This is a genomic window from Ideonella aquatica, from assembly GCF_018069755.1.
GTDB lineage: Bacteria > Pseudomonadota > Gammaproteobacteria > Burkholderiales > Burkholderiaceae_C > Ideonella > Ideonella aquatica.
Map to the genome: position 1 here is coordinate 75394 of NZ_JAGQDE010000008.1, position 19688 is coordinate 95081.

12 protein-coding genes are annotated in these 19688 nt (G+C 66.8%); all 12 read right to left on the minus strand.

The genetic code is table 11. The features are described from left to right. Positions 1-19: 19 nt before the first annotated feature. On the minus strand, positions 20-1909 hold the full coding sequence (locus KAK06_RS10930; protein WP_210802107.1) for a sulfotransferase: 1890 nt from the start codon (positions 1907-1909) through the stop codon (positions 20-22). Then, positions 1909-3207 (minus strand): aspartyl/asparaginyl beta-hydroxylase domain-containing protein, encoded by a 1299-nt coding sequence (locus KAK06_RS10935; RefSeq protein WP_210802108.1) that lies wholly within the window; start codon positions 3205-3207, stop codon positions 1909-1911. The genes KAK06_RS10930 and KAK06_RS10935 overlap by 1 nt, the downstream gene beginning before the upstream one ends. A gap of 51 nt (positions 3208-3258) precedes the next feature. After that, on the minus strand, positions 3259-5076 hold the full coding sequence (locus tag KAK06_RS10940) for a tetratricopeptide repeat-containing sulfotransferase family protein (RefSeq protein WP_210802109.1): 1818 nt from the start codon (positions 5074-5076) through the stop codon (positions 3259-3261). A gap of 119 nt (positions 5077-5195) precedes the next feature. Continuing rightward, positions 5196-7994: a TonB-dependent receptor domain-containing protein gene (locus KAK06_RS10945; protein ID WP_210802110.1), complete on the minus strand. Its 2799-nt coding sequence runs from the start codon at positions 7992-7994 to the stop codon at positions 5196-5198. A gap of 290 nt (positions 7995-8284) precedes the next feature. After that, entirely contained in the window at positions 8285-10126 is a 1842-nt protein-coding gene (locus tag KAK06_RS10950; protein ID WP_210802111.1) for an ABC transporter ATP-binding protein, read from the minus strand. 12 nt (positions 10127-10138) lie between these two features. Next, positions 10139-11584, minus strand: coding sequence for an ABC transporter permease (locus KAK06_RS10955; RefSeq protein WP_210802112.1), 1446 nt, complete (start codon positions 11582-11584; stop codon positions 10139-10141). Between the two features lie 25 nt (positions 11585-11609). After that, positions 11610-12593: an ABC transporter permease gene (locus KAK06_RS10960; RefSeq protein WP_210802113.1), complete on the minus strand. Its 984-nt coding sequence runs from the start codon at positions 12591-12593 to the stop codon at positions 11610-11612. A 16-nt stretch (positions 12594-12609) separates the two neighbouring features. After that, positions 12610-14850 carry an ABC transporter substrate-binding protein gene (locus KAK06_RS10965; RefSeq protein WP_210802114.1) on the minus strand — a complete coding sequence of 747 codons (2241 nt, stop codon included), beginning with the start codon at positions 14848-14850 and terminating at the stop codon, positions 12610-12612. 255 nt (positions 14851-15105) lie between these two features. Continuing rightward, positions 15106-15996 (minus strand): LD-carboxypeptidase, encoded by an 891-nt coding sequence (locus KAK06_RS10970; protein WP_210802115.1) that lies wholly within the window; start codon positions 15994-15996, stop codon positions 15106-15108. Continuing rightward, complete coding sequence (gene tadA / locus KAK06_RS10975; protein ID WP_210802116.1) at positions 15993-16568, minus strand: tRNA adenosine(34) deaminase TadA; 576 nt, start codon at positions 16566-16568, stop codon at positions 15993-15995. The genes KAK06_RS10970 and tadA overlap by 4 nt, the downstream gene beginning before the upstream one ends. Positions 16569-16733: 165 nt before the next feature. Then, the gene (gene guaA / locus KAK06_RS10980) at positions 16734-18338 is read right to left on the minus strand and encodes a glutamine-hydrolyzing GMP synthase (protein WP_210802117.1); all 1605 of its coding nucleotides are present in this window, start codon (positions 18336-18338) and stop codon (positions 16734-16736) included. A gap of 22 nt (positions 18339-18360) precedes the next feature. Then, a complete protein-coding gene (locus KAK06_RS10985; protein WP_210802118.1) occupies positions 18361-19656 on the minus strand; it encodes an MFS transporter in 1296 nt (431 codons plus the stop codon). Positions 19657-19688 lie beyond the last annotated feature (32 nt).

A 19688-nucleotide genomic window follows, 5' to 3' on the forward strand; every position in this document is an offset into this window, starting at 1 on the left:
GGGTAGATTCAGCGAGAAACTATCGAAGGGACTTTAACCTTTCCCAAGTATCTGAAAACTGATCGACGCAGTTTCGAATGACATCCTCATTCTTGCGCCATTTTTCGGGATGCGGTTTGCCTAGCGTATGCCGGGACGGCGGCAAGGGGGCGGATACCCGCGCCTGCAGCGCGTCGTCATAGGCAATGCCCGCAAAATTGCAGATGCGCTGAACCTCCAGACCCGGCTGGCGCGTGAGATCCCTGTAATTCACGGCCATCCAGCGCTCGGGGGCAAGATTGCTCAGGTCGTCCAGCGCCATGGTATTGGTGGTTTTCCATTGGAATGTCGCCACCTCGGCCAGTGGACGGCCTCGCAGTTTTCGCCAACCGGGTGGCAGCAGCAATGACCAATCACCGTCCCAATCGGGCATATTCGAATAAGTCACCCAGCCACCACTTTGCCAGGCGTCGATGATGCTGCTGATATTTTCCCAAGGGTCGCGCCAGAGAAATACGAATTTCGCGTGGGGGAACAGCTGGGCAAAGAACGGCACACGCAGCGCATTCTTGGGCGTCTTTTCGAGCACCCTCACCGGACCGGCGTCAGTCGGCAGGGGCTGGCCCTGGGGGCTGCGCAGGCGGGCGCGCAGCCGGCCAGCCATGTCGGCAGCCAGCGCCGGGCTGGCATGGGACGCGTCCAGGCGGTTGTCTTCCAGCCCATCGGAGCCCGGTGCGAACTGCTCGTAGCCTTCGACCAGCCAATGGGCTTCACCGCCCACCGTCCACCACTGTGGCGTGCTGGCCAGGGTCTCGAAGAGCAAGGTGCTGCCGGAGCGTGGGGCGGCAATGATGAACACCGGGGCGATACCGTGGTGCGCGCTCGCCTGGCGTGGCAATTCGCGCCGGATCGTCGGCGGCGCCTGGGGCGTGTCGGCGGTCACCGGGGCCGCCTCGCGGCTGGTCGACGATGAGGCGCTGAGCAGGCCGGCCTGCCCCTCGCTGACCAGGTAGCGCGCCACGCGGGCCATCAGCACCCGCATGGTGGGAGCCTGGTTGCTGCGCATCACCAGACGGTCACCATGGCCTTGCGTCACCTCGCGCAGCGCCTGGGCCATGTAGCGGAAGTGCTCCAGACCGTCGTCGGAGTCGGCGTACAAGGCCCAGAGTTGACGCCAGTCGTGGCAGAAGCTGCGCAGCAGGCTCTGGAAGTTCGCGACGTCGTGCACGGTGCCGCCTACGGCGGCCTTGGGCGCCAGGTCGGCGGCCAGGTCGGCCAGCAGCGACTCCAACTCTGATGGCGGCATGACCCGGAAGGTGTTGTAGCGCTCCAGCGCCAGGCTGACCTCACGTCCGGGCTGAAAGCCGACGTGCTGCAGGGCCTGGGCGGGATGAGCGCCCCTGGCCATGTTCCAGAACGCCGCGCTGCCGGAGGTGTCGGCCACCAGGTGGATGCGCTCCTGGTCGGTGTCGTTCTCGACCCGGTGCAGCCGCCAGTTGTCGAAGATCCAGGCCTCGCCGGGCGCCATGTAGACGCATTCGTCCTCACACCAGAACTTCACGCCCGGGCGGGTCAGCACCGGGATGTGGACGCGCACGCGGGAGAACCAGTGGTAGTTCATGTCGGCGTGCTCGGGAACCTTGGCGCCCGGCGCCAGGCGCATCAGGCGCGAGCGCCCCCAGACCACGCCGAAGTGCGCCAGCACCTGGCGGATGTAGGGCGTGGCCTGCAGGTGCGGCGTCATGGCCATGCGGCCGGTGACGTCGTCGTTCTCGGCGCCATCGACCGTGATCAGCCGGCACGCGGTGTTGCCGTCGAAGGCATTGGGGTGGCTGACCCAGGCCTGCGGCGGCAGCGCTTGGACCTCCTGGGCCAGGCGTTCGGCGTCGAACTGGAACGGCAGCTTGATGAAAGGCTTGTCGAGTTTCATCAGAACTCCAGCGATGCCGACTGGCTGTTGAAGCCGCTGAGCACCTCTTGCAATTCGCGCAGTGCCACGATCTCGACCTCGCTGAGGTCAGGATGCCACAGGTCGAAGATCATCACGACCCGGATCTGGTCGCTGCGGTTCCAGGCTTCGTGCGAATAGGTGTCGTCGAAGACGACCACCTCGCCCTCTTTCCAGGCGTGGTCTGTGCCGGCCACATTGAGCGCACAGTGCTCGGGCACGATCAGCGGCAGGTGGCCCACCAGGCGGGCATTGGTGACGCCGTAATGCGGCAGCAGATGGGTGCCGGGGCCCAGGATGCTGAACAGGACTTCCGGACCGTGGCCGGTGACCCGCGACAGGGGCAATTGATCGATCGCGGCAGCCGTCACCGGGCAGGCTGCGGCATTGCCCTCGTTGCGCAGCCCATGGCGGTAGAAGTAGTAGCCGTCCCAGCGCGCCGCCGCCTTTTTGTTGTCCAGGAAGGCCTGGGCCAGCGCGGGATCGGCGAACACCGGCTCGCGGCCGGTGGGATCCGCCATCACGGACAGCAGCTCGGCGCGGATCAGGTCGGTTTGCCGCTCCAGTTGGTCGACGCCACGGATGCGGGTCTTGTCGATGTAGGGCGACTGCGGCAGGCCGGGCACCGGGAAGCGGGTGGGGTTCTGGCGCTTGTCCGGCGCGTCATAGACGGCTTCGCCCAACTGGATCAGCGCGAAGCCGATGACACGCTCCATGTCGGCCTGGCCATGGCGGGCCACGATGCCCGACAGGATCCGGTCACACAGGCTCCGCTTGTGCTCCCTGACCATGGACAGCGCATGCACCACGGCAGCGCGCATGGCGGGCGGCGTGGAGCTTTCGCTGAGCCAGCGGCCCTGGCGCTGCGCATCATCGATCGCACGCGCATAGTGCAGCACTGCTGTGTGGAGCTCGCCCGTGTGCTCAAACAGGCGCGCACAGGACAGCCGCGCGGCGAACAGCGCGGGCTGGGCCCCCAGCAAGCGCCGGTACGACGCCAGCGCGCCCGCCGCGTCGCCCTCGGCCTCCTGGATGTTGGCCAGCTGATTCAGGGTGAGCGGATCCTGCGGTGCGCTTTGCAGCGCTGCATGGACGTGCTGTCGCGCGGTGCGCAGGTCGTTGGCACTGAGGGCCAGCACGGCCAGGGCGTTGCGCACCTCGACATGCCCGGGGGCCTCGTCGACCAGGCGATTCAGGATGGCCAAGGCCTCGGGCAGGCGACCGGTACCCATGCAGGTCCGTGCCGTGTTGAAGGACTCCGTGAACTCGACTGCATCCATCACCATCATCCATCCGATCTCGGGCTCGGCGCTTCGTTCCCTGCGGTGCGCTCAGGCCTCGTATCCCCACCGCGCCAACAGCCCGGACAGCCCGGGCACGAGGCCTCGCATCTGCGGCTCGTAGGCGCGCCAACGGCCCACCGCCTTTGTCGTGACCGGCTTGACCACCTGATGGTAGCTGGGGGTTCCAATATAGCCGCGCCGACGAGCATTCTGCGCGGGCTCCAGCATGGCCGCATCCCATGGCAGATCACAGAACTGTGCGATCTGTCGGGCGTAGCCTTCCAGATCGGCCACCAGCGACTCGTAGCGGATCTCCAGGACCCGGGGCTGCAGGGTCTCGACGGCGGCATACCACTGCGTGAACATGGCGGTGTAGCCGGCCGCCAGCGTGGGCAGGTCCTGGCACAGGCGGGCGAAGTCCGGCGCCCGGTAATGCTGGAAGTAGTTGCTGGTGATGACGTCCAGCGGATGACGCACCGCCATGATGATCGGCGCCTCGGGCCACAGGCGCCGGATCACCGGCAGGCGCAGCATGTTCAGCGGGTTCTTGTCCAGCAGGCGCTGGCCGGGCGCCAGGTCCACCTTGGTGGCCACCTGGTGCCAGTAGCGCTGGCGGGCAGCCTGCAGCTGCTCGGCCGTGGCCTGGGCCAGCGCGCGCGGATAGTCCAGACCCTGCTCCTGCAGGCACTCCTGGGCGTCCAGCAGGAAGCGCTGTTCGTCCATGGTCTGCAGCCCGGGGTGCGCGTCCATCATCTGCTCGAGCAGGGTGGTGCCGGAGCGTGGGAAGGCGACGATGAAGACGGGGCTTTGATCCGCGGACGGCGCCGCGGGGTCATGCCAGCGGGCGACGTCCTCGGGGTCGCAACCGATGGTTCGAGGGTCGCCGAAGACGATCTCCAGGTCGCTCGATCCGGGCGTGGCCATGCCGAAGAAAGCCATCTGCGAGCGATGCGCTGCCGTGGCGGCCTCGAAGGCCTCGTCGCTGCGTCCCAGCGTGTCCAGGGCCTTGGCGAGCGGAAACAGCAGCTCGTGCCGTTCGGGCTCCGGGACATCCTTGGCCAGCAGTTCCTGGTAGAGGGCGACAGCATCCTGCGTCTGTCCGTTGCGGTTGGCCAGCTGCGCCGACAGCCCAAGCCAACGCGCCGTCAGTTCCGGCGGGATCGATGCGCGCACAGTCCGCAGTCGCGAGAAGCGCTGGTTGGCCTCGTCCAGGCGGTTGGTTCGCTCCAGCAGCGAGATCAGGGTCATCTCCACCGCCGGTGCGTTGCTGCGGGACATGGCCAGTTGCTCGACGATGCCCAGCGCCGATGCCTGGTCGCCCGCCGTCAGCAGCATCATCGCCACCTCGGCCAGCAACTCGGGCGTCCAGCCCTGCCAGCTCTGCCAGTCCTGCAGCGCGCTGCGCAATGCTGCCGGCTCGCCACTGTGCATCAGGGTCTGGGCATACAGGCAGCCGATCTCGGCATCAACAGGGCGCTGCACCATGGCCAATGCCAGGTGCTGGCGGGCTTGCGGCAACTGGCCGCGTTCGATCTCGAGCAGGGCCAGGTTGTAGCGCAGCACAGGCGACCAGCCGGCGATGCGCGCTGCGGCCCGATAGCCCTCGGCCGCCTCGTCGAGCTGGCCCGACGCGCGCAGCGCCGTGGCCAGGTTCATCCAATGCGTGGGTTCGGTCGGCTGCAGGCGGGTCAGGCTTCTGAAGGCCGTGGCGGCAGCGGCGTAGTCGGCCTTGGCCTGCTTGATGATGCCGTAGACCAGCAGCACCTGCGTGTCCTTCGGCGCACCGATGAGTGCCATGTCGGCCCACTGCGATGCCGCGTGGAGGTCACCGGCCTCGTAGGCGGCATAGGCCCGCTGAATCGCCATGTTCTGTTGCATCGTCCAAACGCTTGGCGGTGTTTCCGGGACACCCAAAAAGAAATGAGCCGCGCAGCAGGGCCGCGCGGCTCATGGATCAACTGGTCACATGGACCAGATCATCTCACTCAGAACGCCTGCTCCAGGCGCACGAACCAGCGGCGGCCGATCGTGTCGTAGGTCTGCACGTCCACGTTGCCATTCAGCTGGAACTGATAGGCCAGCGGAGGTTGCTTGTCGCCCACGTTGTTGACGCCGACGATGACCTTGGTCTTGGTCTTGTCCATGCTGTAGGACAGGGCCAGATCGTGGTAGGTCACGCCGCCCTGACGGACCAGGATCGTCTGGCACGTCGCGGTCGAGCAGAAGTTGGAGTCCTTGCTGTTGCTGATGTTGGTGCTGCTGATGTAGCGCGAGGTCCACAGCACACCGAACGGGCCCATGCCCCACTGCACATTGCCGGAAACGCGCCACTTGGCGAAGTTGCCGTAGCTCGGATCCAGCGTGCCAGCGGCTTCCTGTTCGACACCGTTGCCCAGGTCGTACTTGAAGCTCTTGGTGTAGCTGGTGTCCAGGCCCAGGCGGAAGCGGCCATAGGCGGTGGGCGGCAGCATGTAGCGCAGCGACACATCAATACCATTGGTCTTGATGTAGCCGGCGTTCAGGTTGGACAGGTCGATGTTGTCGATCTGGCCAGTGCCCGGGTCACGCTTGATCCGATTGCAGAAGGTATCCGACGGCGTGTTCAGGCACGCCGCAGCGATCGTGGTCGGGTCACCAGAGGAGATCGCGTCGTTCCAGTAGTCGGCCGTGACCGAGAAGCCCTTGATCAGGCTCGAGTCATAGACGAAGCCCAGCGTGAACACCTTGCCCTGCTCAGGCTTCAGGTTCTTGTTGCCACCCAGGAAGCCCAGGATCTGCGAGTTGTCCTGGTCGTAGCCGCTGTTGGGCGGGATGTACTGGCAGGCGCGGTCGTAGCCCGGCTCATTGCCGGTGGCACTGGCGCAAGGATCGATGAAGGTCGGGAAGGTGCCCTGCGTCGCGCCGAAGCGGTCGCTGATCGTCGGCGCACGGAAGACCTGAGAGGCCGTACCACGCACCATCAGGTCGGCGACCGGACGGTACTCCAGCTTGGCGGAGCTGTTGGTGGTGCTGCCGAAGCTGTCATAGCTGGACAGACGGCTGCCCAGTGTCAGGTTCAGGGCCTTGGCGCCCGGCATGTCCTTCAGCAGCGGAATGAACAGCTCGCCGAAGACTTCCCTGACGTTTTGCGTGCCGCTGGTGTCGCCACCGCAGGTCTCGGCCGCCAGCAGGCAGGAGTTGTAGGTGGGCGGGACGTAGCGGGTCAGCTCGTCGACCTTGACGCTCAGGTTGGCCTTGCTGTAGGTCGCGCCCACCGCAGCCTGGATCGTGCCGGGCGTCCATTTGTAGAGGTCACCGGTCAACACCAGGTCCAGGGTGCGCTCGTTGGTGGACGTGAAGTTGGTGTAGCCCACCGAGAACGGGGTCAGACCCACCAGCGAGGCCTGGCCGGTCGGGTTGTCGGCCGTGACGTTGAAGATGTTGAACGCGTCGTTGGTCAGCGCGTTTTGCAGCAGGCCGCCATTGATGTAGCCGCTGACACCAGAGTTCTGGCGATAGCCCTGGTAGGTGTAAGCCAGATCCCAGGTCCAGGAGCTGTCGGTGATCGCGCCGCGAGCACCCAGGGTCATCTGGCTCAGCGTGGTCGCGTTGTTCGACTGGCGCTTGCCCAGATCGACCGGACGCACCTGCATGTTCGTGCCCACGGCGCCGCCGGCGGCGGTGGAGCCGAAGGAGATGCCGAACGGGTTGTTGGCGCTGGTGGCCCAACCGTCGTTCGAGGCCACCATCGGCAGCGGAGCGATCTGGAAGCCCGACGTGGTGCGGTTGTGCAGCACGGTGGCGAACAGCTCGACGGCGTCGGTGACCTGGTGCGAAGCATCCACGAACAGGCTGACGCGTTCCTGCGGGGTCAGCGCCAGGTTCTGCGGCTGGTAGTCGTAGGAGTCGGCGCCGGTGTAGCAGCGGAAGTCGTCCAGCGAGGTGCCGGCGGCGCCGGTCTTGCGGGTCAGGCGGATGGTGGAGCCGGCGCAGCCGAACTGCTCGGCAGCCGTCTTGCCATTGGGCAGCACGGTGCTGGCGGGCAGCGACAGGCGGCCTTGCGGGGTGGAGCTCGAACCCAGCTTGAGGACGTTCACCGCACCGTCATAGGTGTACCAGTACAGCGCCTGGGCCGAGAACTTGCGGTCACCGGAGCGCACCAGGCCCTGCTTGTTGAAGTTCAGGCCGGCCATCACATGGCCCTTGTCGGTGGACGTGCCGAAGGTCAGCTCGAGGTTCTTGGTCTCGGCATCGCCCTTGCCCGCAGCGCCGACCTGGGCGGCGACGTTGAAACCGGTGAAGTTCTTTTGAGTGATGATGTTGACCACACCACCGATGGCATCCGAACCGTAGGTGGCACCGGCACCCTGCTTCAGGATGTCGACGCGCTCGATGAGGTTCAGCGGGATGGAGTTGACGTCAAAGCCGGCACCCAGGCGACGGCCGTCCAGCAGCACCAGGGTGCGCTCGGAACCCAGGCCACGCAGCGAGATGGTGGAGGCACCGTCGCCGCCGCCGTTGTTGACCTGCGGGTTGGTCGCCGCACCGGCGATCGACGGCAGTTGCTGAAGCAGCGCACCGATCGAGACCACGCCCGACTGCTGGATCTGCTCGCGGTTCACGATCTGCACCGGCGCCGCAGCTTCGGCATCGATACGGCGGACACGCGAACCGGTCACCTCCACGCGCTCGGCGGTGGGGGTGTCGCTCGGGGCGGTCTGGGCTTGCGCCATCGGGCTGAACGCCGCGACGCCGCCGCCGAACGCCACCAGCATGCTGGAGCATAGTTTCGTGCGATTGAACATGGATGCCACTCCTTTGATCTGAAAAGAATTGATCGATAGACCCAGTCATGAAGCAAGGGCCATGCCGTCTTGTGAAGTTTCGTGTCCTTGCTTCAACGGACCGTGAACGGATTGTGGCGAGTGCCCTCTGGTCCAGTCATGCGGTTAACCCTTTTTGCCTCTCATTCCAGGGCGCTCTGTTGCAAAAAAACGGCAACGTTCATGGGGGTCACACGCGTGCGCGAGACGACACCTTGTCGCCAGGGACAACGTGCATCAAGACTGCCAGGCGGCCAGCGCCGCGTGGGCGCTCAGGCGGGCGTGTGCAGGCGCGGCACGGCGTCGATCAGGCGGCGCGTGTAGGCATCCTGCGGACGCTGCAGCACATCGGCGCAGTCGCCCTGCTCCACGATACGCCCGCCGCGCATCACGGCCACCCGGTCGGCGATGTACTCGACGACGCCGATGTTGTGGGTGATGAACAGGTAGGCGATGCCAAGCTCGGCCTGCAGGTCCTTCAGCAGATTCAGGATCTGGGCCTGCACCGAGACGTCCAGCGCCGAGGTGGGCTCATCGCAGACGATCAGCTTCGGACGCACTGCCAGCGCGCGGGCGATGGCAATGCGCTGACGCTGTCCACCAGAGAACTCGTGGGGGTACCGCTCCAGGGCGTCGCGCCGCAGGCCGACCTGGTCCGCCAGGGCTTCCAAGCGGGTCCGCCGCGCCGCGGCGTCCAGGTCGGGCTGCAGCGACAGCAGACCTTCCTCGAGGATGTCGAAGACACGCATGCGCGGGTTCAGCGAAGCGAACGGGTCCTGGAAGATGATCTGGATGTCACGCCGCGCGGCGCGCAGTGCGTCGCCCTCCAGCGCAAAGAGGTTCTGTCCGGCCAGCAGCGCCTGGCCCTCGATCGTGGCCTGGCCGCGCAGCAGCTGCACGATGGCCTTGCCACTGGTGGTCTTGCCGCAGCCCGACTCGCCGACCAGGGCCAGCGTCTGCCCCGCGCGCACCTGGTAACTGACGCCGTCCACCGCATCGAACCAGCCCTGCGTGCGCTGCAGCAGGCCCTTGCGGATGGGGAAGCGCACACGCAGGCCCTTGACGTCCAGCAGCGGCTGGTCCTGGGCCGACGGCGTGTTGCGCGGCGTCGGCGCCGGTGCCGGCTGAGGTGCAGCCACCGCGCCCTGGGCCACAGCGCCGTCCGTGTACAGCAGGCAGCGCACCTCGCGCGCCCCACCTTGGGACAGCAGCGCCGGCACGGTGCTGGCGCACTGCGGCAGTGCGCGATCGCAGCGCGGCGCAAAGCGGCAGCCGCTGAAGCTCATCGTCAGCGGCGGCACCGTCCCGGGGATGGCGGAGAGCTGCGTGCCACGGCGCGAGGCGTCAGGCAGCGCGCGCAACAGCGCCTGGGCATAGGGATGCCGGGGCGCACGGAAGAACTCATCGGCCGGCGCCAGCTCGATGATTTGACCGGCATACATCAGCGCGACGCGGTGGGCCATGCCCGAGACCACGGCCAGGTCGTGGGTGATCAGCAGCAGGCCCAGACCATGCTCGCGCTGCAGGTCGCGCAGCAGGTCCAGCACCTGGGCCTGGATGGTCACGTCCAGCGCGGTAGTGGGTTCGTCGGCGACGATGTAGTCAGGCTCGGCCGCCAGCGTCATCGCGATCATCACCCGCTGCTTCTGCCCGCCGCTCATGCGGAAGGGGTAGTCGTCAATGCGGCGCTCGGGCTCGGGGATGCCCACGCGGCGCAGCCAGTCGATGGCCTTTTCGCGCGCCGCCACGCCGCGCAGCTGGGTGTGGGTCTCGATGGCCTCGACCAGTTGATCGCCCACCCGCATCACCGGGTTCAGGCTGGTCGAGGGCTCCTGGAAGATCATGCCGATGCGGCCGCCGCGCACGCTGCGCATGCCTGATTCGGGCAGGGCCAGCACGTCTTCGCCATCGATCAGGATGTCGCCGCCGACGACGCGGCCGTTCTCGGGCAGCAGGCGCATCAGCGCCAGCGCGGTCATGCTCTTGCCGCAGCCCGATTCACCCACCAGTGCAAAGGTCTCGCCGCGCTGCAGGGTCAGGCGCATGTCGTCGATGGCGCGCACGATGCCCGCCTCGCCATCGAGCTCGACTTTCAGGTTCTTGATGTCCAGCATGGGGCGCTCGCGTCAGGCTTTCTTGGGAATGGCGGCCACGCGCGGGCGGAAGGCCCGGGCGCGCGGGTCGAAGGCGTCGCGCACGCCGTCGGCAAACAGGTTGGCGGCCAGCACCAGCGACACCATGAACACGAAGGCAGCGGCAAAAGGCCACCACACCACCGGGTCGCGGCTCATCTCGTTGCGGGCAAAGTTGATCATGCCGCCAAAGCTGTTCATCGACGGATCGACGCCGACGCCCACGTAGGACAGCACGGCCTCATAAAGGATCAGGGCCGAGAACTCAAGCACCGTGACGATCAGCATCAGGTGCGCCACATTGGGGAAGATGTGCCGGGCCATGATGCGCCAGTGCCCCACGCCGAAGGCGCTCGCGGCCTGCACATACTCCAGCTCGCGCAGCTTCAGGGTCTCGCCACGCAGCAGGCGGCACAGGCCGGCCCAGCCGGTCACGCCCAGCACCACGCACAACAGGAACAGCTTCAGATCGGCCCGCTCGACACCGGTCTCGAACAGTTCGGGGTGCTTGTCCAGGAACACCTGCACCATCAGCACGCAGGCAGCGATCAGCAGGATGTTGGGGATCGAGGACAGCACGGTGTAGAGGTACTGGATCAGCTCGTCCACCCAGCCCTTGAAGTAGCCGGCCATGATGCCCAGCGTCACCGCCAGCGGCAAAGTGGCCAGCGTGGCCAGCGTGCCGATGACGAAGGCGGTGCGGATGCTCTTGACCGACTGGTAGAGCACGTCGTTGCCGGTGATGTCGGTGCCGAACACGTGGTAGGCACCATTCAGCGTGACCACCGGGCCGAGCAGCAGGCCCAGGATCAGCACGGTCAGACCGGCGACATGCCAGGGCACCGGCGAGCGCTGCTGGCGCACGTCCTGCCAGGTCTGCGCCAAGGGCGTGCCGCGGGCCCGGCCGATCAGCAGCAGGCCCAGCAGGCACAGCAGCGTAGCGCCCAGGGCCCCGGCGACCAGCCCCTTGAGCACCCGTGCCGTGACGTCACCCGCCCATTCAGCCGCCGGGTTGCTCAGGTGGGCACCGCCATAGGTCAGCCGCGGCGCGACGCGCTGCACCTTGCCATCGATGGTTTCCGACTCCTTGGTGAAGCGCACATAGGCCAGCGGCACCGAGTAGGTGGCCTCGCGGGCTTCAGCGGCTGAGGCCATCAGCGCATCGAGTACCGACTTGACGCGGGTGTCGTAGGCCACCGTGCCGGCCGGTGCACCCGGCGTGGGCGGCAGTTGCGGCCGGAAGTGCAGGCTGTCGGCCAGCGTCAGCAGCAGGCACAGCACCAGCACCACGCTCGAGGCCAAGGCCGGGCCGTTCTGGAATACCTTGGCCCAGTTGGCGCGCAGATTGGCGCGGCGGCGGACCATCAGGCCATAGCCCACCGCAGCGGCGATCAGCAGCCAGATCGCCACATCGGTCCAGAGAAGTACGAATTTCGGCATCACCGTGTTCCTTGCAGCGGTGGCGTCAGCCCAGGCGGACGCGCGGGTCGACCCAGGTGTAGGCCAGGTCGATCAGGATGTAGGTGGCGATGTAGAGCAGCGAGCCCACGAACACCATGGTGCGCACGATGGCGAAGTCCTGCTTGCTGATCGCCTCGATCACGTAGGCGCCCAGACCCGGGATGCCGAAGAAGCTCTCGAACACCAGGCTGCCCATGAACACGTACGGCAGGTAGCCGCCGGCACTGGTGATGATCGGGATCAGCGCATTGCGCAGCACATGGCGGAACATCACCACCGTCTCGGACAGGCCCTTGGCGCGCGCGGTGCGCACATAGTCCTTGCCGATCTCCTCCAGGAACATCGCGCGGTACAAGCGCGCCTCGGCACCCAGGCGGGCCAATGCCGACAGCAGCACCGGCAGGATCAGGAAGCGCACCGCATCCAGCCCTGCCGCATAGCCCGAGATCGGCACCAGCTTCAGCACCCGCGAGAACAGGTACTGGCCGACGATGATGTAGAACAGGCTGGAGATCGACAGCATCAGCACGCACAACACCACGCCCCACAGGTCCAGTCGGGTGTGACGGAACATCACCAGCAGCAGCGCAAAGGCGGTACTCGCGATGACCTGCAGGATGAAGATGGGCAGCGCCAGCTGGATGCTCACCCACATGCGGCTGGCCACCTCGTGGCCGATGTCGCCGGCGCTCTCGCCGTCGGCGCGGCCAAACTTCAGCTGGAACAGCGACACCGAGCGGTCATAGAAGATCGTGTCGGTGAGCCGCGCCAGACCTTCGCGCTGGTCGTTGACATAGAGCGGCTTGTCATAGCCGCGCTCGACCTTCCACTTCTCGATCAGCTCCTGTGTGACGCGTTTGCCGCCGATGTTCAGGCGGGCCATGTCGTCCGGCGTGTTGACCGTGAAGAACAGGAAGAAAGTGGCCAGGTTCACGCCCAGCAGGATCACGACGCCGTAGAGCAGGCGGCGAATGGTGTACGCAATCATCGTGTGCTCTCGTCGATCAGGCCAGGACTTCGCCGCGGGCGTTCATGCGCTCGCGCTTGCGCAGCGCACGCCGCGCCACCACCACGCCGCCGGCGGCAACCAGCAGCAGCAGCAGCAGGGGCCACCAGACCGGGCGGTTCCAGCGCGCCACGGCCTCGGCACGCTGCGCGGCGTCCAGACGCAGGTAGCGGCCGTGGTCGCGGATCAGGATGGCCGGCTTGGAATTCTTGATCCAGCCATGGACCGCCGCTGATGCATACGGATAGAAGCCGAAGCTCCAGGGCGCGTCCTCTTGCAGGATGCGCACCATGCGGTCGATCAGGGCCTGCTTGGCGGGGCCGTCGTCCATGGTCTTGAGCTGGGCGAACAGCTTGTCGTACTCGGCGTTCTGGTAGTTCGAGGTGTTCTCGCCGTCGGACACACTCTTCGAGTTCGGGCCGTAGAGCAGGAACAGGAAGTTCTCGGCGTCGGGGTAGTCGGCGTTCCAGCCCAGCCAGAAGACCTGGTGCTTGCCCTTGCGGACCTTGTCCTGGAACTGGTTGTTGTCGGTGGCGCGCACCTCCAGCTGGATGCCCAGCTTGGCGAACTGCTTGACCACCCAGTCGATCTCGGGCTTGCGCTCCGGCGTGGCCGGCGCGTAGTAGTCGTAGTTGATGACCAGCGGCTTGCCGCTGCTGGCCTCGCGGCCATCGGGGTAGCCGGCCTCGACCATCAGCTTCTTCGCGTCCTCGATCGTGCGACGCTGGTACTGGCCGTCAACCAGCTTGTGGGTCACCGGATTGACGCCCTCGGGCTGGCCCTCGCGCGAGCCGGGGATGCCCTGGGGCAGCGGACTCATCGCGGTGACGCCGGCCTTCTTCGGGAAGATCTTCGAGTACTCCTCCCAGTCAATCGCGATCGAGATGGCCTGGCGCAGCTTGCGGTTGCGCTCGCGCAGTTGCGGCGTGTCACCGTAGCCGATCACCGGGTCGATCATGTTGAAGCCGATGATGTAGCTGTTGACGTCGCTGTACTGGCCGAAATCGAAACCCTTGGCGGTGTAGTCGGCCCGCACCTCGTCGGAGTCGTCCATCTCGACCAGGTAGGCCTTGCCGGTATCGGTGCGCTCGAAGACCTCGAGGTCGTAGTAGCCGTCGCGGAACTTGTTCTTCTGCGGCGTGGCCTCGCGCTCCACCGTGGCGATGATGGTGTCGATGAAGGGCGTGGGCTTGCCGCAGTCGGCCAGCAGGCCCTTGGCCTTGTCCTCGTCGCTGCCCTCGCAGGGGTAGGGCACGCCGCGGTAGTTCGGATTGCGCTGCATCGTGATGCGGCGGTCCTTGACGTACTCGGTCACCATGAAGGGGCCGGTGCCCACCGGCCACATGTCCAGCGTCAGGCCGCGCGCAGCCATGCCCGGCTGGGCGTAGAAGGCATCGGCCTCCCAGGGGATGGGCGCCGTGAAGGTCATCTGCATCCAGTACTTCCACTGGGGGTACTTGCCATGCAGGCGGATGCGCAGCAGGTGCTTCTCGGGGGCGGTGGCGCCGGCCAGCGGCCAGCGGCGGAAGTCCAGGAAGGGCTTGTCCAGGCTGGCCGGATCGGTGCCGGCGCGCAGCTTCTTGTCCTCGGCCTTGACCAGGTCACCGTATTCCTTCAGCCCGATCACGTACTCGGAGAAGATGCCGAAGATCGGCGTGGTGATGCGGGTGGTGGCGTGGCGCTTGAGCGCGTAGACGAAGTCCTCGGCCACCAGCTCGCGGGTGCCGGTGTGCTCGAAGTCCATGACCGAGCGGCGCTCGCCGATATCGCCCGGCTTCATCGCGTGGTAGCGGTAGTTGCCGCGTTCGTCCTTGGCAAAGGCCGGGTGCGGCTGAAACAGGATGCCTTTGCGGATGGGCACGTCGTAGACGCTCTCGGCCACCTGCTCGCCGGGCGCCTCCTCGTCCAGTTCCTTGCCGCTCTTGTCGTAGTAGCGCGGCTTGACGACCTGCTCGGCCGACTTGGGCACCAGCTCGAACGGGCGCTTCAGGTAGTGATAACCGTAGGGCGGCTCATACACCTGGTAGGTCACCAGGGTGTCGTTCGACCAGTACGACGCCGTGGGGTCCAGGTGCCGCGGGGTGTTCTCGATCATCGCCGAGTGGATGACGTTGCGGCTGGCTTCGCCATGCACCCACGGGCTGTTGTCGCAGCCCGCCAATCCCAGCAGCGCTGCCAGCCCCATCGCGGGCGCCCAAAGCGCCCGGACACGGCGCAGCGCCGTGAACACACCGACCATGCGGAGTACCCCCATACGGCACCGGCGCAGCCACGGATAAGGCATGCCCCGGCGGAACAAAACAAAAGCGCCTTCCACAACCCCTGCTTGTAGCGAAGGCCGGGCCAGGCGATAGCGCGCGATTCTATGCGGCCGATGGAGGCCGAAACTAAGGGTTTACTCAGCGGTCATAGGGGGTTAACCCCAAAACGCACCACTCAATGCACCACAGAGCGTCGAAATGACGCCTTATGGTGCCTGACAGGTGTCAGAGTCTCACCAGCCAAGCAGGACGTTGCGTCCTTCAACCAGCAACTGGGCCCGCCGACCGAAGGGCATGCTGATCTTGGTGGGCACATGACCGAAGGGCAGCCCGGTCAGGATCGGGGTGTCGCAGTGGCTGCGCACGCAGGCCACGGCACTCTTGAGCGAATAGCCATGGTCCATGGGCGACGGCCGCCAGTCGGAGAACGCGCCCAGCAGCACCGCTTTCTGCGCGGCGAGCACGCCCGCTTGCTGGAGTTGCAGCAGCATGCGCTCGACCCGGTAGGGGTGTTCGGCCACGTCTTCCAGGAACAGGATGCCGCCCTTGACCTTCGGCCAGTGTGGCGTGCCCAGCAGGCTGCACAGCACGGTCAGGTTGCCGCCCCACAGCAGGCCCTTGGCCTGCAGGCCGTCGAAGCCGGCCTCGGTGCGAAAGCCCACCGCCTCCAGCTCGCCCGACATCGCCTCGCAGAAGCAGTCGGGCGTGATCTCGTCCAGCGTCTCGCGGCCAAAGTCATCGGCCGCCATCGGCGCGCACCAGCTGGGCGCGCCGGTGTGCGCCAGCAAGCCCATCTGCAAGGCGGTGAGGTCGCTGTAGCCCACCCAGCGGGTGCCCTGCTCCACGCTGCGCGCCAGCAGCGCCCAGTCCAGGCGATCCAGCAGGCGGGTGATGCCATAGCCACCACGACCGGGCATGGCGATCGACGGCGCGGCGGCCGCCACGCGGTGGATCGCAGCCAGCCGCGTCTCGTCGTCGCCCGCAAAGCGCTGACGCCGGGCCAACAGCGACTCATCGCGCGACACCTTGAAGCCCAGCGCCTTGAGCCGCTTGACGGCCAGGCTCATCGTGGCCGCGCGGGGCAGCAGCCCGGAGGGGCTGTACAGGATCAGCGAGTCGCTCATGTCGGACCGGTGAGGTGGGGTGGCAAGGCGGGCAGCTCAGCGGCGTCACCCGCGGGGATGGCCTCGGCGGAGGCCACCGTGCGTTGCTGGCGCTGCTGGGCCCGCCGCTCGGCAAAGAAGTCGCGCAACAGCTGACCGCAGGCCTCGGCCATCAGGCCGCCCTGCACCAGCGTGTGGTGGTTGAGCTGGCGCTGGGCGAACAGGTCCACCACGCCGCCGGCCGCGCCGGTCTTGGGGTCCGGGGCACCGAACACCACGCGCTTGAAGCGCGCGTGCATCAGCGCCATCGCGCACATCGCGCAGGGCTCCAGCGTGACGAACAGCTCGCACTCGGGCAGGCGGTAGTTCTCCAGCAATTGGGCGGCATGGCGCAGCGCCACCAGCTCGGCGTGGGCGGTGGGGTCGTGGGTGGTGATTGGCCGGTTGTAGCCGGTGGCGATCACCTGGCCGTCACGCACGATCACCGCGCCCACCGGCACCTCACCCACCAGCCAGGCGTTCTGGGCCTGGTCAAGCGCGATGCGCATCGCGTGCTCGTCGGCGGGGGTGAACTCGGGGGGCTGGTCGCTCATGGCGGGGCCATTATCGGGTGGCGTTTTGCATCAGCCCACCTCGCCGCTTGCAAGCGGCTCGGAGTGATGAGGCGTTGGCGTACTGCATCGGCCCACCTCGCCGCTTGCAAGCGGCTCGGAGTGATGAGGCGAGAGAGAGTCCGCAGGGACTCTCTCTCGTCCACATCACTCCCATTCGATCGTTGCTGGGGGTTTGCTGGAGACGTCGTAGGTCACGCGGTTGATGCCACGCACCTCGTTGATGATCCGGCTGGAGACTTTCTTCAGCAGGCTGTAGGGCAGCTCGGCCCAGTCGGCGGTCATGAAATCGCTGGTCTGCACCGCGCGCAGCGCCACCACGTAGTCGTAGGTGCGGCCGTCGCCCATCACGCCCACGCTCTTGACGGGCAGGAAGACGGTGAAGGCCTGGCTGGTCAGGTCGTACCAGCTCTTGCCGCTGTGCGGATCGATGGCCGCGCGCAACTCCTCGATGAAGATGGCGTCGGCACGGCGCAGCAGGTCGGCATAGTCCTTCCTCACCTCGCCCAGGATGCGCACGCCCAGGCCGGGGCCGGGGAAGGGATGGCGGTAGACCATGTCGTGCGGCAGGCCCAGTGCCACGCCCAGCTCGCGCACCTCGTCCTTGAACAGCTCGCGCAGCGGCTCCAGCAGCTTCAAGCCCAGTTGCTCGGGCAGGCCACCCACGTTGTGGTGGCTCTTGATGGTGGTGGCCTTCTTGGTCTTGGTGCCGCCGCTCTCGACCACGTCAGGATAGATCGTGCCCTGGGCCAGGAAGGTGGCGCCCTTGGCACCGTTGCCCGCAGCCTTGAGCTTGCCCGCCTCGGCCTTGAACACGTCGACGAACAGGCCGCCGATGATCTTGCGCTTCTTTTCAGGGTCGGTCACACCGGCCAGTTGCCCCAGGAACAGCTCGCTGGCGTCGACGCGGATGACCTTGGCATGCAGGCGGCCGGCGAACATGTCCATCACCATGTCGCCCTCGTTCAGGCGCAGCAGGCCGTGGTCGACGAAGACGCAGGTCAGCTGGTCGCCGATCGCGCGGTGGATCAGCGCCGCGGCCACCGAGCTGTCGACACCGCCCGACAGGCCCAGAATGACTTCCTCATCGCCCACCTGCTCGCGGATGCGGGCCACCGCTTCCTCGATGTAGTTGCCCATGATCCAGTCGCCGGCGCAGCCGCAGATGCCGCGCACGAAGCGGCCCAGCATCTCGGCGCCCTGCAGCGTGTGGGTCACCTCGGGGTGGAACTGCACCGCGTAGTAGCGCTTGTCCTCATGGGCCATGCCGGCGATCGGGCAACTGGGCGTGCTGGCCATCAGCTTGAAGCCCGGCGGCAGCGTGGTGACCTTGTCGCCATGGCTCATCCAGACCTTGAGCATGCCGTGGCCTTCGGCGGTGGCGAAGTCCTGGATGCCGCGCAGCAGCTCGGTGTGGCCATGGGCGCGCACCTCGGCATAGCCGAACTCGCGGGTGTCGGACCAGCTGACCTCGCCGCCCAGCTGCACCGCCATGGTCTGCATGCCGTAGCAGATGCCCAGCACCGGCACGCCCAGGTCCCACACCGCCTGCGGCGCGCGCAACTGGTGGTCTTCGTAGGTGCTGGCGTGGCTGCCGCTGAGGATGATGCCCTTGGGCGCGAACTCGCGGATGAAGGCGTCGCTGACGTCGTTGGGATGGATCTCGCAGTAGACGTGCGCCTCGCGCACCCGGCGCGCGATCAACTGGGTGACTTGCGAGCCGAAATCGAGGATCAGGATCTTGTCGTGCATGGGCAGGTCCGGACGGAGTGGATCAGGTGGCGGCGCCAGAGGCCGGCGCAGCAGCAGGTTCAGAAGACGGGGCCAGCGGCGCCGGATGGCGGCGGAAGTGCCGCAACGCCAGCACGGTGGCCACGGCCTGCAGCGCGGAACACAGGTAGAACGGCGCGCCGATGCGCCAGTCACCCCGCGGCAGGTGCGAGGCAAAGCCCAGCAACGCAGCACCCAGCACCGGCGCGAACACCGCGGTCAGGCTGTTGAGCGACGCCACGGCGCCCATCACCCGGCCCTGCTCGTGGTCACCGGCGGCGTTGGACACCAGGGTCTGGATGGCCGTGGCGGCCATGAAACCAAAGACATTCAGGCCGATCACCGCGTACATCATCCAGCCCTCGGTGGCAGCTCCCCACAGCAGGTAGCAGGCAGACGATGACACCAGGCCGAGGATGGCGATTCGCTGGGCCGACAAGCGCTGCAGCGCCACACGGATCAGGCCGCCCTGCACCAGCACCGACATCACCCCCACCGCAAACAGCGACCAGCCGTTCTCCTTCGGGCCCCAGCCAAACTTGAAGTTGGTGTAGAGCACCCAGGTGGTGTGCATCACGAACTGCGCCAGGCTGGCCAGCCCGATCACCGCCACCAGCATGCCCACGCCCTGCAGATCGGACAGGCGCTTGAGCGAGGACACCGGGTTGGCCTTGCGCCAGTCGATCGGCGTGCGCCGATGCGGCGGCAGCGATTCCGGCAGCACCAGGATGCCGTACAGGGCATTGACGATGGCCAGGCCGCCCGCCACGAAGAAGGGCAGGTGCAGGTTGATCGAGCCCAGCAGACCGCCCATCACCGGGCCCAGCACGAAGCCCATGCCGAACATCGCGCCCAACAGGCCGAAGCGCTTGGCGCGCTGCTCGGGCGTGGAGATGTCGGCCACATAGGCATTGGCCACCGCCGCGTTGGCCTGCAGCGCGCCGCTGACCAGGCGCACCGCCACCAGCATCCACAGCGCGGTGGCCAGGCCGGTGACGAAGAAACTCAGGGCCAGGCCCGAAAAGCCCAGCAGCAGCACGGGTCGCCTGCCGTAATGGTCGGACAGCGCCCCCAGCACCGGCGAGCCGAAGAAGTTGGCGATGCCAAAGGAGAAGGCCACCGCGCCGTACCAGAACGCGTGCTCGGTCTGGTCCGTCGTGAAGCTGCCCACCAGCGGCGGCAGCACCGGGATGATCAGACCGATCGCCACCATGTCGATCAGCACCGTCAGCATGATGAAGGGCATCGCCGGCTCGCGGCGGCGGGTGCTGGCGTCGGCTGGGGCGCTGGAATCGGTCATCGAGGGCTCTGAAAGACGGCGCCCGGACGGTG

Excerpts from the sequence above, each read along its gene's own strand:
- KAK06_RS10970 (WP_210802115.1), bottom strand. The coding sequence starts at position 15,996 with ATGAGCGACTCGCTGATCCTGTACAGCCCCTCCGGGCTGCTGCCCCGC.
- KAK06_RS10930 (WP_210802107.1), bottom strand. The coding sequence starts at position 1,909 with ATGAAACTCGACAAGCCTTTCATCAAGCTGCCGTTCCAGTTCGACGCC.
- KAK06_RS10935 (WP_210802108.1), bottom strand. The coding sequence starts at position 3,207 with ATGGATGCAGTCGAGTTCACGGAGTCCTTCAACACGGCACGGACCTGC.
- KAK06_RS10985 (WP_210802118.1), bottom strand. The coding sequence starts at position 19,656 with ATGACCGATTCCAGCGCCCCAGCCGACGCCAGCACCCGCCGCCGCGAG.
- KAK06_RS10965 (WP_210802114.1), bottom strand. The coding sequence starts at position 14,850 with ATGGTCGGTGTGTTCACGGCGCTGCGCCGTGTCCGGGCGCTTTGGGCG.
- tadA (WP_210802116.1), bottom strand. The coding sequence starts at position 16,568 with ATGAGCGACCAGCCCCCCGAGTTCACCCCCGCCGACGAGCACGCGATG.
- guaA (WP_210802117.1), bottom strand. The coding sequence starts at position 18,338 with ATGCACGACAAGATCCTGATCCTCGATTTCGGCTCGCAAGTCACCCAG.
- KAK06_RS10945 (WP_210802110.1), bottom strand. The coding sequence starts at position 7,994 with ATGTTCAATCGCACGAAACTATGCTCCAGCATGCTGGTGGCGTTCGGC.
- KAK06_RS10955 (WP_210802112.1), bottom strand. The coding sequence starts at position 11,584 with ATGCCGAAATTCGTACTTCTCTGGACCGATGTGGCGATCTGGCTGCTG.
- KAK06_RS10960 (WP_210802113.1), bottom strand. The coding sequence starts at position 12,593 with ATGATTGCGTACACCATTCGCCGCCTGCTCTACGGCGTCGTGATCCTG.
- KAK06_RS10950 (WP_210802111.1), bottom strand. The coding sequence starts at position 10,126 with ATGCTGGACATCAAGAACCTGAAAGTCGAGCTCGATGGCGAGGCGGGC.
- KAK06_RS10940 (WP_210802109.1), bottom strand. The coding sequence starts at position 5,076 with ATGGCGATTCAGCGGGCCTATGCCGCCTACGAGGCCGGTGACCTCCAC.